The following is a 15,913-nucleotide window of genomic DNA, read 5'->3' as shown; positions in this document are numbered from 1 at the left end:
AATCGACTCTCTTCCGCTGGAAAGCGGAGCAAAGAGGGCGTGGAAAAGAAGGATAGAAAGGAAAAATTTTATGATCATCTCCACCAAAAAGGGTGCCCCGAAGGAAGAACTCGAGAAAATCGTTGACCGCTTCGAAAAGCAGGGCCTCGACGTCACCCTCATCACCGGCAAGGACTACAATGTCTTCGGCCTCGTGGGCGATACCACCAAGATCGACGAGCGCGACGTCCTCGCCAACCCCTGGATCGACAACGTGACCCGTGTTTCCGCGCCCTATAAGCGTGCCAACCGCCTCTTCCACCCGGCAGATTCCGTCATCGACTGCGGCGGCGTCAAGATCGGCGGCAAGGAGAAGATCGCTGTCATGGCCGGCCCCTGCAGCATCGAGAGCGAAGAGCAGGCCCTCCGCATCGCACAGGGGGTCAAGGCCGGCGGCGCGACCCTCTTCCGCGGCGGCGCTTACAAGCCCCGCACCTCTCCCTACTCCTTCCAGGGCCTCGAGACCGAGGGCATCCTTGACATGGTAAAGGCCCGCGAGGCCACCGGTATGCCCATCGTCTCCGAGCTGATGAGCGAGGACCGCATCCCCGAGTTCGAGGAGTATGTGGACGTGGTGCAGATCGGCGCCCGCAATATGCAGAACTTCCAGCTGCTCAAGGCCGTGGGCAAGATGCACAAGCCCGTCCTGCTCAAGCGCGGCCTCTGCAACACCATCGAAGAGTGGATCATGAGCGCCGAGTACATCATGGCCGGCGGCAACGAGCAGGTCATCCTCTGTGAGCGCGGCATCCGCACCTTCGAGAAGTACACCCGCAACACCCTCGACCTCTCCGCTGTGCCGATCATCCACGAGAAGACCCATCTGCCCGTCATCGTGGACCCCAGCCACGCCACCGGCAAGGCAAACCTTGTGGAGCCCATGATGATCGCCGCTGTCGCCGCCGGTGCCGACGGCCTTGAGGTGGAAGTCCACTACGACCCCCGCCACGCATGGAGCGATGGCGCACAGTGCCTGACCCCCGACGCCTTTGCGCAGGCTATGGCAAAGTGCCGTCAGGTCGCATGGGCTATTGACCGGGATATGTGATATGAATGCTACGATAAAACAAGCCCCCGGCGGCATCGGCGGCACCATCACCGCGCCGCCCAGCAAGAGCATGGCGCACCGCGCGGTGCTCTGCTCGGCACTGGCCGAGGGTGCTTCCCACATCGAAAACCTTGAATTCAGCAAGGATATTTCTGCCACTCTCTCCGCCGCCGGGCAGCTCTGCGCCAAAGTGCGCACCGGTGCGGATCGTGCCGTCGTGGAGGGTCTGGGGAGCTTTCTGCCTGTCAGCGCTCCGGTGGACTGCTGTGAGAGTGGAAGCACCCTGCGCTTTCTCATCCCCATTGCCAGCCTCACCGGGCAGAAAGTGACCTTTGTTGGCCGCGGACGGCTGATGGAGCGCCCTCAGACAGTATACGAGAAGTTGTATCAGAAGCAGTTTCTCCGCTTTGAACAGTCTTCGGCGGGCCTGACCGTCGAAGGAACTCTGAAAAGCAGCGAATATGAGCTGGCGGGCGACGTGTCCAGCCAGTTCATCAGCGGATTGCTGTTTGCCCTGCCGCTGCTGGCAGGCGACAGCACCCTCCACCTTATCCCGCCGGTAGAGAGCCGCAGTTATATCGAGATGACCCGGGCGGCCCAGCGCCGTTTCGGCGTCGAGAGCCGCTGGCAGGACGAAAACACCCTCTTCATCCCGGGCGGGCAGAAATACCGGCCTTGCGATTACACGGTGGAGGGCGATTACAGCCAGGCGGCCTTCCCGGCGGTGCTGGGAGCGGTGCAGGGCGGCGTGACCCTCAAAGGATTATCCGCCGACACCCTGCAGGGCGATGCCGCGATCCTCGACATTCTGCGCCGCTGTGGTGCAAGCTTTCGCACCACCGATGCAGGCATCGTGTTCGAGAAAGCACCTCTCCACGGTGTGGACATTGACCTTGCCGACTGCCCTGACCTCGGCCCCGTGCTGATGGTCCTGGGCCTGCTTTGCGAAGGGACCACCACCATCCGCAACGCGGAACGTCTCCGTATCAAGGAGAGCGACCGCATTGCAGCCATGGAAGCCGAACTGCGGGCCTGCGGCGGCGTCCTCGAGAGCGAGGCCGGCACCATCACCATCCACGGCTGTGCAGACAGGCTCCACGCCCCCGCCGCGCCGCTTCACGGCCACAACGACCACCGTGTGGTGATGAGCCTTGCGGTGCTGGCGCTGGCCGCCGGGCTGGAACTCTCCATCGACGACGCCGAGGCCGTACAGAAGAGCTGGCCCCATTTCTTTGAAGCCATCAAGCCGTTAGGCGCGGAGGTAGAATATGCTGGATAAAACAAAGCGTTATCTTATCGTGGGCCTCGGACTGCTGGGCGGCAAATACGCCCTCGAGCTTTCCAAAGCCGGATTCCATGTAGACGGCATCAACCGCAGCGAGGGCCACTTACAGTACGCCCTCGACCACGGCTATATCGCCAGCGGAAAGACCCACGATTTCGAGGACCTCGTCTCGCAGGCCGACCACATCATCTTCGGCCTCTACCCCACGGCCCTCATCGACTGGTTCAAGACCTACGGCCATCTCATCAAGCCCGGCTGCATCTTTACCGATGTCTCCGGCGTCAAGACCGGCCTTGTGGAGCCGGTGCAGGCCATGTGTCCGGAGGGTGTGGAGTTCATCGCCAGCCACCCGATGGCAGGCCGTGAGACTTCCAGCGTCGAGCACGCCGCCGAGGTCAGCTTTGCCCCGGCCAACTTCATCATCACCCCCACCGAGAAGAACACCCCCGAGGCCGTCCAGTGGGCAAAAGAGCTGGCCGAGGTGCTGGGCTTCCGCCACATCTGCACCCTGACGGTGCAGGAGCACGACAAGATGATCGGCTACGTCAGCCAGCTCTGCCACGCCATCGCCGTCAGTCTCATGTGTGCAAACGACAACTCTTCTCTCTGCGAGTACACGGGCGACTCCTTCCGCGATCTGACCCGCATCGCCCGCATCAACGAGAAGATGTGGGCGGAGCTGTTCCTCTGGAACAAGGAGAACCTCATCGCCGAGATCGACCAGTTTGATTCCGCTCTGGACCAGCTGCGGGACGCCCTCGTGGCCGATGACCGGGACAAGCTGGAAGAGATGTTCCGTCTGTCCACCCAGCGCCGCGCCGCATTCGACAAAAAGGACTCGTGACCGTAAAGGAGGCCGCCCATGCCCAAGCAGGAGGGACAAAAATCCAAACTGTTGACGCTGCTGCATATCTTTGAGCAGCAGACCGACGAGGAGCATCTGCTGAACGTGCCTCAGCTGGTGGAGCTGCTGGCCCGGCAGGGCATCCTCTGCGAGCGAAAGAGCGTCTACAGCGACATCGACGCGCTGAACGCGCTGGGCTATGACATCCGGCTGCGCCGGGGCCGCAGCGGCGGCTATTGGATGGCGACACGGCCTTTCGAGCTGGCGGAGCTGAAGCTTCTGGTGGACGCTGTCCAGTCCAGCCGGGTCATCTCGAAAGCGTCCAGTGATAAGCTCATCCATAAGCTGGAAGGGCTGGCCTCCCAGTATGAGGGCAGTCAGCTCCAGCGTCAGGTCTATGTCGATGGCCGCCCCAAGAGCGCCAACAAAGACCTGCCCTACAGCGTGGACGCCCTCTTTACGGCCATCAACACCGGCAGGATGGTGCGCTTCCGCTACAAAAAGGCGGGACGCCCCGCGCCTTACACCATCAGCCCCTGGCAGATGGCGTGGGAGAACGGCTGCTACTACCTCATCGCCTATCAGGACGAGAAGGAGCCGGTGGGCATCCGCCATTACCGGGTGGATAAAATGGCCGGCGTCACGGTGCTGGACGAGCCCCGCCGCGGCAAAGAGCAGTTCGCGGATCTCGACCTGCCCGCCTACCTGAAAAAGCACTTCCAGATGTTCGGCGGGCCGGAGTATAGAGTCACCCTGCGGTGTACTTCCGACCTCGAATCAGCCATGCGGGAGCGCTTCGGCGCTTCGCCCATCTTCGTGCCGGAAGGGAAGGAGCATTTCCATTTCGACGTCCCCGTCTGCGTCAGCGACCAGTTCTACGGCTGGGTCTGCGGCTTCGGCGGCAAGATAGAAATCGTCTCGCCTGCCGAGGTGCGGGACGGCCTGCGGGCGCTGAACGAGCGGCTGGTAAAAATGCATCAATAATGAAACAAAAGGCCCTGAATCGTCAGATTCAGGGCCTTTTGTTGTATAAATTTTATTTGAAATTACTTTGCGTTGAACACATACCTGTCCATCCGGTGGAACGCCTCTTCAATGCGGGCGCGGGGCGAGGCCAGATTGATGCGCAGATGGCAGGGGCCGTGGAACATCACGCCGTCCTGCACGGCAGCACCGACGGCCCAGCAGGCTTTCTCCACATCCTGAATGGTCTTGCCGTGGGCGGCGCACCAGTCGGTGCAGTCCACAAAGAGCATATAGGTGCCTTCGGGCTTTGTCACATGGACACCCTCGAAGTGCTTTGCGATGTAGTCGCAGGCGAAATCCACATTGCCGGTCAGCGTCTCACAGAGCTCGTCGGCCCACTCATAGCCCTCGGGGCGGTAGGCACCGATGAGGGCGTGCATCGAGAGGACGTTCATGGAGTTGTAGTGGCAGAGGGAGGATTCCTTCTTGATGCGGTCACGCCACCACGGGTCATAAACGATGTGATAGCTTCCGATGAGACCGGCGAGGTTGAAGGTCTTGGAGGGGGCGTAGAGGGCGGCAGTGCGCATCCGGGCGTCCTCACTGATGGACTGGGTGGGGATGTGCTTGTGGCCGGAGAGGATGATGTCCGACCAGATCTCGTCGGAAACGACGTAGACATTATACTTTTTGTACAACTCCATGGCCTTTTCCAGCTCCCACCGCTCCCAGACGCGGCCGCAGGGGTTGTGGGGGCTGCACAGGATGGCGGCATGGATGTGCTCTTCGGCGAGGTGCTTTTCCATGTCGGCGTAGTCCATCCGCCAGATGCCATTTTCGTCCTGCACCAGCGGGGAGTGGACGATGTCATAGCCGTTGTCGGTCAGGCAGCGGGTGAAGCCGATGTAGGTGGGGCTGTGGACCAGCACCTTGTCGCCCCGGGAGCAGACGCAGTTCAGTGCGCTGATGACGCCGCCCAGCACGCCGTTCTCGTAGCCGATGGCCTCGGCGGTCAGACCCGTGACGTCGTTGCGGGTCTCCTGCCAGCGGATGATGGAGCCATAGTATTCGGGCGTCGGGTCAAAATAGCCGAAAGCCGGGTGCTGGACCCGCTCGATGACGGCCTGCTGGATGGTGGGCAGGCAGACGAAGTTCGTGTCCGCCACCCACATGGGGATGGCATCGAAGCCGGGCTGCGGTGCGTCGGGCGCAAAGCCTTTGCCCAGCCCGTCCACGGCGATGGAGTCCCGGCCATGGCGGTCGGGCAGGGTGGTGAAATCGTACTTCATGGAAGTTCCTCCTATGGATGCAAAAAAGGCTTTCCCCAAAGGGAAAGCCATAGGTGCAGAAGATCAGCCCTCGATGAGCTCGACGGTCTTCATCTTGACGGGGGTCTTGGGCTTGTCGTTCCAGTCGGTGGGGACGGATGCGATCTTGTCCACGACGTCCATGCCGGCGACGACCTTGCCGAAAGCGGCGTACTGGCCGTCCAGATGGGGTGCGTCCTTATGCATGATGAAGAACTGGCTGCCGGCACTGTTGGGGTTCATGCTGCGGGCCATGCTGATGACGCCGCGGACGTGCTTGATGGGGTTGTTGACGCCGTTGGCGGCAAACTCGCCCTTGATGTTCCAGCCGGGGCCGCCGGTGCCGTTGCCCAGCGGGCAGCCGCCCTGGATCATGAAGTTGGGGATGACGCGGTGGAAGGTCAGGCCGTTGTAGAAGCCCTGACCGACCAGCTTCTTGAAATTCTCACAGGTGATGGGGGCGGCTTCCTCGTTCAGCTCGATGTCGATGATGCCGCCGTCTTCCATAGTAATGCGAACCATAGTTTTAACAATGCTCCTTTTATCATAGCCCGTTTCGGGGTGGGTGCGGCAGATGCTCTGCCGAAGCTCCCCTTTAGTATACCATACCTTTTGCAGAGCGCAACGGCGCAGATGCAACCTTTTTGTAAAGAATCACCGCATTTCTACCATATCCTGCCAGAAACGCTTGGGACAGTGGGTCATCCGGCCCTTTTCGTTGTGGCGGGCCTTGATCTCCAGCGTGTCGTAGAACTGCTTCCAGAGGGCCTGAAACTCCTGTTCCCGGGCGCTGGGCGGGGGCAGCTCCAGCGGCGCGGCCAGCTCCAGAAGCTGGGCCTTGTGCTCCTGATAAAGCAATACCGCCTGATGGACTGCGTCGTATATCATGAAGTTCTCTTCCGGAAAGCGGGAGCAGAAATGTCCCCGCAGCAGAGGCAGGATATAGTTTTTGGGGTGGATGACCGCACCCAGCATCCCGTCGTGCTCCTCGAAGCGGACGAAGCCCTGAAACTTGTCCACCTCCCAGTCGAGACTCTTTTTCATCTCGTAGAGCGGGGCCACATCCGGGTGGCCCATCCGCTTGACCGTGCCGGGGCCGAGAGCGAAGGCCAGATGCAGGAAGCGGATGAGCAGCAATTCCTTATCTTCCTGCCCGGAGAGGAAATCCCGGCTGACGAGATATTCCGTCTCCCGGCCCAGTTTCCGACCAAGGGCCGAAAAGACCCGTTGCGCTCTGGAAGAGTCCGTCTCGATGTCCCGGACGGGGTAGAGGGTGGCCGTCTCCCGCTGGGGCGTCCAGACGGCGAAGGGAATCTCATGCTGGGCGAAACTCTCGAATACACAGCACAGAAAGCCCTCAAAGCTGCCATCGTAGAGGTAGACCACATCGGCGTCGTGGAGCTTCCGGGGCGGCATCACAGTGCTCTCGCCAGACATTGCACCGCCTCCTCCCGCACCATCCGCTGGGCCGCCCGGGGCGGCACGCCCTGCTCCACCAGCCGGTCAACGGCGGGCGGTGCGAACATACTCAGCTGCTCGGCCCCGGCGCTGAAGACGTTGGGGTCGATGAGCGCCCGGGTGATGCGCTCCCGTCCGGCGCTGCCCCGGCCCGGGTGCGCCCCGGAAAAGCCCCGGCAGGTGATGAAATACTGCGCCCGCTTGAGCACGACGCCCATCCGCTTCAGCTCGTCGAGGCCGAGGGCTGACAGCCGCCGGGCGTCCCGGATGCGGCGGGCGCTCTTGGGGCCGATGCCCGGCACCCGCAGCAGCATCTCGAAGGGGGCGCGGTTCACGTCCACCGGGAACAGCCCGTAGTGCTGGACGGCCCAGTTGCATTTTGGGTCGAGATAGGGGTTGAAGCTCTGGTTGTCCTTATCCAGTATCTCGTCGGCCTTGAACTGGTAGAACCGCAGCAGCCAGTCGGCCTGATAGAGCCGGTGTTCCCGCAGGAGCGGCGGCTTCGTGTCCAGCGCGGGCAGGCGGGTGTCATCCGATACCGGGATATAGGCCGAGTAGAACACCCGCTTGAGGCCGTATTTCTGGTACATCCCCTCGGACAGCTGCAAAATGTGGTAGTCCGTCTCGGGCGACGCACCGACGATCATCTGGGTGCTCTGGCCGGCGGGAGCGAACTTGGGCGCGTGGCGGTAGAGGGTCAGCTCCTGCCGGCTCTCTTCACCTGCCACCGAGATCTGCTTCATGGGCCGGAAGATGGAGTGACGGCCCTTGTCGGGGGCGAGAAGATGGAGGCTCTGTTCGCTGGGCAGCTCGACGTTGACGCTGAGGCGGTCGGCGAGGTAGCCCATCTGCTGGATGAGCTCGGGGCTGGTGCCGGGGATGGTCTTGGCATGGATGTAGCCGCCGAAGTGATATTCGTTCCGCAGCAGCCGCAGAACGGTGAGCATCCGCTCGGTGGTGTAGTCGGGGGTCCCCAGCACGGCGCTGGAGAGGAAAAGTCCCTCGATGTAGTTGCGGCGGTAGAACTCAATGGTCAGTTCTGCCAGCTCCCGGGGCGAAAAAGTGGCCCGGGGAACGTCGTTGGACTTCCGATTGACGCAATAGCTGCAGTCGAAGGCGCAGCAGTTGCTCATCAGGACTTTCAGCAGGCTGACGCAGCGGCCATCAGCGGTAAAGGCGTGGCAGCAGCCCGGCGCATAGCAGCTGCCGATGGTGCCGCGCTTCGCCGGATGGGACGCGCCGCTGGATGTGCAGGCTACGTCATATTTTGCGCTGTCGGCCAAGATGGTGAGCTTGTCCATCAGGGACTGTTCCATAGAAAGATACCTCCCAGAAGGGTATATCTCCCCCTTACCCCCACAGCTGCTGATCGGAAGCGCCGTGGGGCAGGGGAGAGACTCACCACTTGGCCTTCGTCTCGACCACGCGGCCCGCGATGTGCAGGCGGTTCAGGTCCTCACCCTTGATGACCAGCTCGTTGTAAGCGGGGTTGAAGGGCTGCAGAACGACGCAGTTGCCCCGCTGGATATACCGCTTGAGGGTGCCTTCGCCCTCGTCGCCGTAGACCAGAACGCCCAGGTCACCGTTTTCCAGCGTGTCCTGCTTGTGGACAAGGGCGAGGTCGCCGTCCTGGATGCGGGGCTCCATGCTGTCGCCGCGCACGACGAGGTAGAAGTAATTGGAGGGGTCCTTGACGCGGGCATACTCCTGCCCGTAGTCCTCCTCAAAGGCCAGTGCGCCGTACCCGGCCTTCACGGTGCCGATGACCGGGATGAGGCTCTCGGCGTAGTTGCCGAAGAAACGCTCCTCGGGGGTGGTCACGTTGGACACCGGACGGTAGAGCCCCAACAGGAAATCAGCTGTGGTGCTCAAAATCTCAGCGATGCGGGCCACCGTGGCGGGGTCGGGGGAGGATTTGCCGCTTTCCCACTTGCCGACGGCCTGCTGGGTCACCCCCAGTTTGGATGCCAGCTCAGCCTGACTGATCCCCTTCTGCTTGCGGCACTGCTTCAAAAGCTCTGAAAACGACATGGTCGTACACTCCTTTACTCCGAGGTCAATATTTTATGCTTTTATTGTACAACAAAAAGATGTTTTTGTAAAGAGAAAAGTGAGCGGCCAGCCAAAAAAAGGTTGTCGCGTGAGAGGGATTTGCAGGACTGGACGAAAAACTTTCAATTTGGGCTTGACAGAAGGCCGGAAATCTGGTAAATTAAATAGGCATTCGGTACGGCGTGTGCGAGTGCCCACGAGGAGAGATGTCCGAGTGGTTTAAGGAAGCAGTCTTGAAAACTGCCGTACGGCAACGTACCGTGGGTTCGAATCCCACTCTCTCCGCCATTTTTTGAATAAGTGTAACGCACTTTGCTCTGGAGTAGTACTCAAGAGGCCGAAGAGGCGCCCCTGCTAAGGGCGTAGGTCGTCTAAACAACGGCGCGAGGGTTCAAATCCCTCCTACTCCGCCAAGAAAAAGCTCGATGGTTCGTTGAAACCACCGGGCTTTTTCCATTATTGCACCCTTTTGTGAATTTTTGGGGCGGATGATTTACTTTTGCACCCGGATTTCTTATAATGGGATAAAACGGAAATGCCGCCTTGACGAGTTGCGCTTGCTGATTTTTTCTGCAGCCTTTTGGCAAGGCTTTGAAAAATCAGAGCGCGGCCCCAGCCTCGCCTTCCTGCTTCCGCCGCAGGCGGCGGTCGGCTCGGCTGCTGTTCAAGTCCGCTGGCCCAAAATAACAAAAAGAACCCCAGCCTAAGCCGGGGTTCTTTTTGTTATGGGCCAGGCAGGACTTGAACCCGCGACCAAGCGGTTATGAGCCGCCAGCTCTGACCAACTGAGCTACTGGCCCACGAAGACGGCGGTCTGCCGCACATGGACTAACTATAAGTATACCAAAAAATCAGAAAAAAGCAAATCCCTTTGCCGGAATTATTTTGTGCGGCGGGCGTCGAACTTGCGCAGCATGAACTCGTCCAGCATCGCGGGCTGGAACAGCGGCTCTTTGTAGCCAAAAGCTTCCCGGATGAAGATGAGGGTCACGATGGTCTGGCGGCCCGGGTCGAACCGGAGGGTGTAGAGGGTGTCCAGCGGCTGTTGGGTGGGCTGATGGAGCGTCAGGTGGAGGGTGAAGCCGCCGTCGTTCTCCCGGCGGCACTCGTAGGCAAAGACATCGTCCGGGCTGTGCTGGTCCAGCCGGTCGAAGCAGTCGTCCAGCGGCAGGTCGGTGCGGAACTCGGACAGGCCGCTGGGGCCGTACTGGCTGCGGCGGCTCTGGTCTTTCTTAGACAGCAGAAATACGATAAAGCCCAGAATGGCCGCGAGAAGAAGGATGGAAAAAACAGCGTTCATGTGCGCCTCCCGATGGAATTTGTGTCGAGTTTTCCTTATTGTAACACAACACGCCCCGAAATGTGTTATAATATTTGAAAAATTCCAAAAACTGATGGGGAGCCTGCGCCCTTTCTGCGGGCGGGAGGGACGATATGAAACTCAAATTCACGCGAAAGACTTGGTATTTCCTGCTGCTGGCTTCCGCAGCGGCCTCCATGCTCAACGGCTTTGCCGTCCTGAGCGGCACCAGCTTCGGCCTCATCGAGCAGATCGCATTCGCCGCGGCGGGCATCGCGGCCCTCTTCCTCGCAGCGGAAAAAGGCTCGGCAAGCTGGGAAAAACGCAACTTCACCGGCGTGTTCGTGCTGCTGATGGTGAGCTACATGGTCAACGGCTGGGCGGGCTACCTCTGCTCTGCGCTGGCGTGGCCGCTGCTGCTCAGCACCGAGTATAAGCGCGGCATGGCCGTCCAGCGCCAGCTGCAGCTGGTGGGTGCCGCCGAAGCGCTCCACCTGTTCTTCCTGCTGATGGCGAAATACGGCGGCATGGCCGCGCTGGGCTTCTGGACGAACCTGCTCTGGGTGCTGCTGGCCTGCGCCCGGGGCTGGGCGGCATTGAGTCTTTATAAGATGCAGGAGGACGCATGACCCAGCGGCGGAGAAGACGCCGCGCCCGGCGGGGCCGGTTCGGGCGGCGGGCGTTCCTGGCCGGGGCCGGCTGTGCCGCTCTGGCCGGGGCAGCGGTGCTGCTGGGCCGGGGCCAGACGGCCTCGGCGTCGTCGGTGCCGACGACGGACGAAGCAGAGCCAAACGCCGCCCTGCCCACGGGTGAATGGCGGGCCGTCTGGGTGAGCTATCTGGAATGGGCCGGGATGGACTTTTCCTCCGAAGAAGCCTTCCGTGCCGGTGCGGCGGAGCTGATGGACAACTGTCTGTCCATCGGGCTGAACACCGTCATCGCGCAGGTGCGGCCTTTCGGGGATGCGCTTTATAGGAGCACCCTCTTCCCGTGGAGCCATCTCTGCACCGGCGAGCAGGGGCAGGACCCCGGCTTCGACCCGCTGGACGTCCTCATCACCGAAGCACACAGCCGGGGCCTTTCGCTGGAAGCGTGGGTCAACCCCTACCGCCTCCGCTCCTCGGCGAAGATGCCGCCCGCGCTGGCGGAAAATAACCTTGCCAATGTACATCCCGAGTGGGTCTGCGCCGTGGGTGAGGGGCTGTACCTGAACCCGGCTATCCCGGAAGCCGCAGACTATGTGGTGCAGGGCGTGGCCGAGCTGGTGCAGAACTACGCTGTGGACGGCATCCACTTCGACGACTATTTTTACCCCACGACAGACGCTGCGCTGGACGCGGCCCAGTTCGCCGCCAGCGGCGCGGGGGATCTGGCCGCATGGCGGCGGCAGAACGTCACTGCGCTGGTGAAAGCGGCCCACGATGCCGTCAAAGCCGCCGACGCCACCCTCCGTTTCGGCGTCAGCCCCCAGGGGAACCCCGACAACGACCTAGGACAGCAGTACAGCGACGTGAAAGCATGGCTGGCCGCCGAGGGCGAAAACGCCGTGGTGGACTACCTCTGCCCGCAGATATACTGGGGCTGCGGCTATACCCTCCAGTCGGGCAGCACCCGCTTCGCCTTCGAGAACATCGTGCCGGAGTGGCTGGCCATGCCCCGGGCGGCATCCACGGCCCTCTACTTCGGGCTGGGGGCCTATCGCATCGGCGAGGGGGACGGCGGTGCCAACGAGGACAGCCGGAGCCAGTGGTGTACGGGCAGCGCTCTTGCCCGGCAGGTGGAACGTCTGCACAGCCTCGGCGCGGGCGGCTGGGCGCTCTACCGGTACGATTCGCTGTTCCGGTCAGCCCGGCCGGAGCTTGCCGACGCCGAACGTGCGGCGCTGGCCGCTCTGACTACAGCCTGAACTCTTGTATGGAAAAGCAAAATGCGGTATACTATATAAATCGTCTAAAACCTCGTGTTAAAACAAAATTTGAGGATAAAAGATCATGAAAAAGATAAAGCGAATCGCCCTGCTCGTCGTGGCGGTGCTGGTACTGTTTGTGGCTGCGTCCGGCGTCAAGACTGTGCTGGACATGAAGAACAGCGCGGACAATGAGGTGCAGGAAGAGGACAGCACCCGCTGGGCCGAACCGACCAGCGACCCGCTGAACATCGAGGGCATTGCTGACGCCTCGGCCAAGTATGCCTCGGCGGCGGTGAACGGGAGCCTGAACCTCGTGTTCAACGGCATCTGGAGCCGCCAGACCGATTACTTCACCGTCCCGGGCGGCAGCCTGACCATCACCGGCTACGGCACCGCCGAGGGCACCCAGCGGTACAAGGTGTCCGTCTGGCAGAAGGTGGCCGGCGGCGCACAGTACGTCAACGGAAGCACCTATTATATCAAGACCGATGGTCAGAACTACCGCTGCGTCATCTCCGGGCTGGACCCGGCGGCCAGCTACCGCCTGACCATCTCCTACGATTCCAGCCGCTACTACCTCTATGGAGGACTCAAAGTGGAGGGCATCGCAGGATGAAGACACAGACCAAACATTCGCTCATGCTGATGCTCTGTGCCTTTATCTGGGGTACGGCTTTCGTCGCCCAGAGCGCAGGCTCCGGCATGGGGGCCTATTCCTTCCTCGCAGGGCGCAGCTGGCTGGCTGTCCTCGTGCTGATCCCCACCGTGTTCGCTTTCGACGCCGTGCGCAAAAAACAGGGCCAGCCCTACGGCTGGCCGAAAGAGAAGTCGGAGCGAAAGACCCTGCTGGCGGCGGGCCTCGTCTGCGGCACCTTCCTGTTCGCGGCCTCTGCGGCTCAGCAGATCGGCATCACCATCAACCCGTCCACGGCCAAGGCCGCGTTCCTGACGGCCATGTACGTCGTGCTGGTGCCGGTGTTCGGCCTCTTTCTGGGCCGGAAGGGCAGCGCTCAGCTCTGGGTCAGCATGGTCATCGCCGTGGCGGGCCTGTATATGCTCTGCATGAAGAACGGCTTCGGCGGCATTGAGACCAGCGACTGGATACTTCTCAGCTGCGCCGTGCTGTTCAGCTTCCAGATCATGTCCATCGACCACTTTTCGCCGCTTGTGGACGGTGTGCGGCTGAGTCTCATCCAGTTCATCGTGGTGGCTGTGGAGAGCTCTGCGGCGGCGCTGATCTTCGAGACGCCCACGCTGGCGGAGTACGGCGCAAACTTTCTGCCGGTGGTCTACTGCGGCGTCATGTCCAGCGGCGCGGGCTATACGCTTCAAATCCTGGGCCAGAAAGAGCTGAACCCCGCTATCGCCAGCCTTATCATGTGTTTGGAAAGTGTATTCAGCGCGCTGGGCGGCTGGCTGCTGCTGGGCCAGAACCTTTCGATGCGGGAGAGCGCAGGCTGCGCCCTCATCTTCGCCGCCGTCGTGCTGTCTCAGCTGCCCCTTGCGGAGCTGCGCAGATGCAAAAAGAGCGCGTGATGCTGCGGGCGGCCGGGGGCATCCCCTATGAGCTGACGCGGGGGCGGGTCAAGCGGCTCAACCTCCACGTCCGGCGGGACGGCACCGTGGCCCTCAGCATCCCCCTGCGCACGACGCTGGAAGCGGCTGACGCCTACGTCATCGCCGAGGCGGAGTGGATACGGGCTGCACAGGCCCGGCAGGCCGCCCGCGAAAAGCGGCAGGAGGAACTGCCTGACAAGGCGGCCGCCCTGGCCCACTTCACGGCCATGAGCGACAAGGTCTACCCGGCCTTTGCCGGGGTGCTGGGCGGGCAGAAGCCCACCATCAAAGTGCGCAGCATGACCAGCCGCTGGGGCGTCTGCCACATGGCGAAGCGCCAGATCACCTTCGCGCTCCAGCTCTACAATATGCCCGAGGCGGCACAGATCTATGTGGTAGTGCATGAGTACTGCCACTTTTTGCAGCCCAACCACAGCCCGGCTTTCTGGGCCGAAGTGGCGAAGCTGATGCCGGACTGGAAAGCCCGAAGAGACTTATTAAAAGGATAACGGCCTTGCCCTCTCCGTCACCTTCGGTGACACCTCTCCCAAAGGGAGAGGCAAAAAGGCTCCCCCTTTGGGGGAGCTGGCAGACCCGAAAGGGTCTGACTGAGAGGGCAAGCCAGTAAAAAATAGAGGAGAAAATCTTTTGGAAAGCGAAAAGACCTCCGGCGGCGATAAATATTCGAAGCTCGCCGGCAATACCATCATCTTTGCCATCAGCAGCTTTTCGTCCAAGCTGCTGACGCTCATCGTTCAGCCGTTCCTGACGTACGCGATGGCAGAGATCTCCGACCTTGGCCTGTCGAAGATTTTGAGCCAGTACGCCAATCTGCTCATCCCCTTTGTGTCGATGGGCATGTCCAACGCCATCATCCGCTTCGGCCTCGACAAGGGCAACAGCGAAAAGCAGGTGTTCACCAACGGCCTGCTCACCATCCTCGGCGGCTTCGGCATCCTCGTGCTCTGCTGGCCGGTGGCGCAGTTTTTGCCCGATATGGCCCAGTACGGCCTGCTCATTTATATTTACGTCCTGATGAGCTGCCTGCGCACCCTCTGCACCCAGTTCGTGCGCAGCCGCCAGTGGAACAAGCTGGTGGCCGTGGACGGCGTGCTCTGCACCGTGGCGACCATGGCGTTTTATGTGCTCTATCTGGTGGGTTTCAAGTGGGGGGCCAACGGCTATCTGCTGGCCATTATCAGCGGCGACCTCGTGAGCGTGCTCTTCCTGATGTTCACCGGCAAGCTCTGGGATTTCATCGAGCTGAAGGGCATCAACAAGACCCTCTGGAAGCAGATGCTCCACTTCTCGCTGCCCATGATACCGGCCCAGATAAGCTTCTGGATCATCAACGCCTCCGATCTGTTCTTTGTGCGTGAGATGTGCGACGGCCTCGACGGCCACAGCGGCGACGCATGGAGCGGCCTGCTCTCCACCGGCTACTTCCTGCCCACCATCCTCACGACGCTGGGCCTTATCTTCTACGACGCATGGCAGCTGTCGGCTGTCACCGAAGAAGAGGGGAGAGCCAAGTTCTTTACCCAGATCTTCCGCACCTATTCCAGCGTGCTGTTCTGCTGTGCAGCGGGCATCATCTGGCTCTGCCGCCCGGTCATGCACGTCATGAAGTCCAATTACTATTACGCATGGCACTTCGTGCCGTTCCTCGTGCTGGCGTCTACCTGCAGCTGCTTCAACCAGTTCATGAACAGCGTCTATGTCGTGAATAAGAAGTCCCAGCGTAGCATGGTCACCATGATGGCCGGTGCCGTCAGCAACTGCCTCATGAACTACCTCTTCATCAAGTGGTGGGGTCCTGTGGGTGCGACCTATGCGTCCTTCCTCGGCCTCGGTCTGGTGTTCACTCTCCGCGCCATTGATGCCCACGGCATGATCGGGATGCATGTCCACCCGGGCCGTGTCCTCGTCAACGCCGCCGCGCTGGTGTTCGAGGCTTTCGTACTGCTGGCCGATACGCCGCTGTACGGCCTCTGGACGGGCATCATTACCGCCCTCATCATCCTGTACAACTTCTCCGGCGTCTGGGCCATGGCCCGCATCCTGCTGCCTAAAATTCTGGGCCGCCGGGGCAAGGCCCTTGTGGCTGTCGTGGACGGCTGGGCAGCCAAAAAGTAAAGAAGAAAAACA

16 protein-coding genes and 3 tRNA genes are annotated in these 15,913 nt (G+C 61.3%); 12 read left to right on the top strand and 7 right to left on the bottom strand.

Annotated features, from left to right (window positions below):
• The first annotated feature begins 70 nt into the window (after positions 1-70).
• From aroF to F3G95_RS04210, 4 genes are read left to right on the top strand one after another with little or no spacing between them, the layout of a single operon-like run.
• Complete coding sequence (gene aroF, locus F3G95_RS04225) at positions 71-1,087, top strand: 3-deoxy-7-phosphoheptulonate synthase (protein ID WP_149793955.1); 1,017 nt, start codon at positions 71-73, stop codon at positions 1,085-1,087.
• A gap of 1 nt (position 1,088) precedes the next feature.
• Positions 1,089-2,366, top strand: a complete 1,278-nt coding sequence (gene aroA / locus F3G95_RS04220; RefSeq protein ID WP_149793954.1) for a 3-phosphoshikimate 1-carboxyvinyltransferase — start codon at positions 1,089-1,091, stop codon at positions 2,364-2,366.
• Positions 2,356-3,216, top strand: a complete 861-nt coding sequence (locus tag F3G95_RS04215; protein WP_015564421.1) for a prephenate dehydrogenase — start codon at positions 2,356-2,358, stop codon at positions 3,214-3,216. Before aroA ends, F3G95_RS04215 begins: the two co-directional genes overlap by 11 nt.
• Before the next feature lie 18 nt (positions 3,217-3,234).
• The gene (locus tag F3G95_RS04210) at positions 3,235-4,200 is read left to right on the top strand and encodes a WYL domain-containing protein (protein ID WP_149793953.1); all 966 of its coding nucleotides are present in this window, start codon (positions 3,235-3,237) and stop codon (positions 4,198-4,200) included.
• 62 nt (positions 4,201-4,262) lie between these two features.
• On the opposite strand, the gene F3G95_RS04205 is transcribed toward F3G95_RS04210, so the two are convergent.
• The 5 genes from F3G95_RS04205 to F3G95_RS04185 all read right to left on the bottom strand — a co-directional run bounded on the left by F3G95_RS04205 (position 4,263) and on the right by F3G95_RS04185 (position 8,978).
• Positions 4,263-5,471 carry an aminotransferase class I/II-fold pyridoxal phosphate-dependent enzyme gene (locus F3G95_RS04205; protein ID WP_149793952.1) on the bottom strand — a complete coding sequence of 403 codons (1,209 nt, stop codon included), beginning with the start codon at positions 5,469-5,471 and terminating at the stop codon, positions 4,263-4,265.
• A gap of 63 nt (positions 5,472-5,534) precedes the next feature.
• On the bottom strand, positions 5,535-6,011 hold the full coding sequence (locus tag F3G95_RS04200) for a peptidylprolyl isomerase (RefSeq protein WP_149793951.1): 477 nt from the start codon (positions 6,009-6,011) through the stop codon (positions 5,535-5,537).
• A gap of 132 nt (positions 6,012-6,143) precedes the next feature.
• Positions 6,144-6,926 (bottom strand): TIGR03915 family putative DNA repair protein, encoded by a 783-nt coding sequence (locus F3G95_RS04195; RefSeq protein WP_149793950.1) that lies wholly within the window; start codon positions 6,924-6,926, stop codon positions 6,144-6,146.
• Complete coding sequence (locus F3G95_RS04190; protein WP_149793949.1) at positions 6,905-8,263, bottom strand: putative DNA modification/repair radical SAM protein; 1,359 nt, start codon at positions 8,261-8,263, stop codon at positions 6,905-6,907. Before F3G95_RS04190 ends, F3G95_RS04195 begins: the two co-directional genes overlap by 22 nt.
• A gap of 82 nt (positions 8,264-8,345) precedes the next feature.
• Positions 8,346-8,978, bottom strand: a complete 633-nt coding sequence (locus F3G95_RS04185) for an XRE family transcriptional regulator (RefSeq protein ID WP_015564416.1) — start codon at positions 8,976-8,978, stop codon at positions 8,346-8,348.
• Between the two features lie 221 nt (positions 8,979-9,199).
• Between F3G95_RS04185 and F3G95_RS04180 the strand changes: the two genes are divergently transcribed.
• Positions 9,200-9,287 (top strand) — tRNA-Ser (locus tag F3G95_RS04180).
• 31 nt (positions 9,288-9,318) lie between these two features.
• Positions 9,319-9,412 (top strand) — tRNA-Ser (locus tag F3G95_RS04175).
• Positions 9,413-9,725: 313 nt separating this feature from the next.
• Here the strand turns inward: F3G95_RS04175 and F3G95_RS04170 are convergent.
• Positions 9,726-9,799, bottom strand: a tRNA-Ile gene (locus tag F3G95_RS04170).
• Between the two features lie 80 nt (positions 9,800-9,879).
• A complete protein-coding gene (locus F3G95_RS04165) occupies positions 9,880-10,299 on the bottom strand; it encodes a hypothetical protein (protein WP_149793948.1) in 420 nt (139 codons plus the stop codon).
• Between the two features lie 134 nt (positions 10,300-10,433).
• Between F3G95_RS04165 and F3G95_RS04160 the strand changes: the two genes are divergently transcribed.
• From F3G95_RS04160 to F3G95_RS04135, 6 genes are all read left to right on the top strand, one after another.
• Positions 10,434-10,928: a conjugal transfer protein TraD gene (locus F3G95_RS04160; RefSeq protein ID WP_149793947.1), complete on the top strand. Its 495-nt coding sequence runs from the start codon at positions 10,434-10,436 to the stop codon at positions 10,926-10,928.
• Positions 10,925-12,205, top strand: a complete 1,281-nt coding sequence (locus tag F3G95_RS04155; protein ID WP_149793946.1) for a family 10 glycosylhydrolase — start codon at positions 10,925-10,927, stop codon at positions 12,203-12,205. The genes F3G95_RS04160 and F3G95_RS04155 overlap by 4 nt, the downstream gene beginning before the upstream one ends.
• Before the next feature lie 85 nt (positions 12,206-12,290).
• Positions 12,291-12,824: a hypothetical protein gene (locus F3G95_RS04150; RefSeq protein ID WP_149793945.1), complete on the top strand. Its 534-nt coding sequence runs from the start codon at positions 12,291-12,293 to the stop codon at positions 12,822-12,824.
• Positions 12,821-13,744, top strand: a complete 924-nt coding sequence (locus tag F3G95_RS04145; protein WP_149793944.1) for a DMT family transporter — start codon at positions 12,821-12,823, stop codon at positions 13,742-13,744. The genes F3G95_RS04150 and F3G95_RS04145 overlap by 4 nt, the downstream gene beginning before the upstream one ends.
• Positions 13,726-14,274, top strand: a complete 549-nt coding sequence (locus F3G95_RS04140) for a M48 family metallopeptidase (protein ID WP_243130263.1) — start codon at positions 13,726-13,728, stop codon at positions 14,272-14,274. Before F3G95_RS04145 ends, F3G95_RS04140 begins: the two co-directional genes overlap by 19 nt.
• Positions 14,275-14,413: 139 nt before the next feature.
• Complete coding sequence (locus tag F3G95_RS04135; protein WP_149793943.1) at positions 14,414-15,901, top strand: lipopolysaccharide biosynthesis protein; 1,488 nt, start codon at positions 14,414-14,416, stop codon at positions 15,899-15,901.
• The last annotated feature ends 12 nt before the right edge of the window (positions 15,902-15,913 follow it).

The sequence above is a fragment of the Faecalibacterium sp. Marseille-P9312 genome (assembly GCF_902497445.1).
GTDB lineage: Bacteria > Bacillota > Clostridia > Oscillospirales > Ruminococcaceae > Faecalibacterium > Faecalibacterium longum.
Note: the sequence above shows the minus strand (reverse complement) of the source record. Positions and strands in the feature narration are given on the sequence as shown.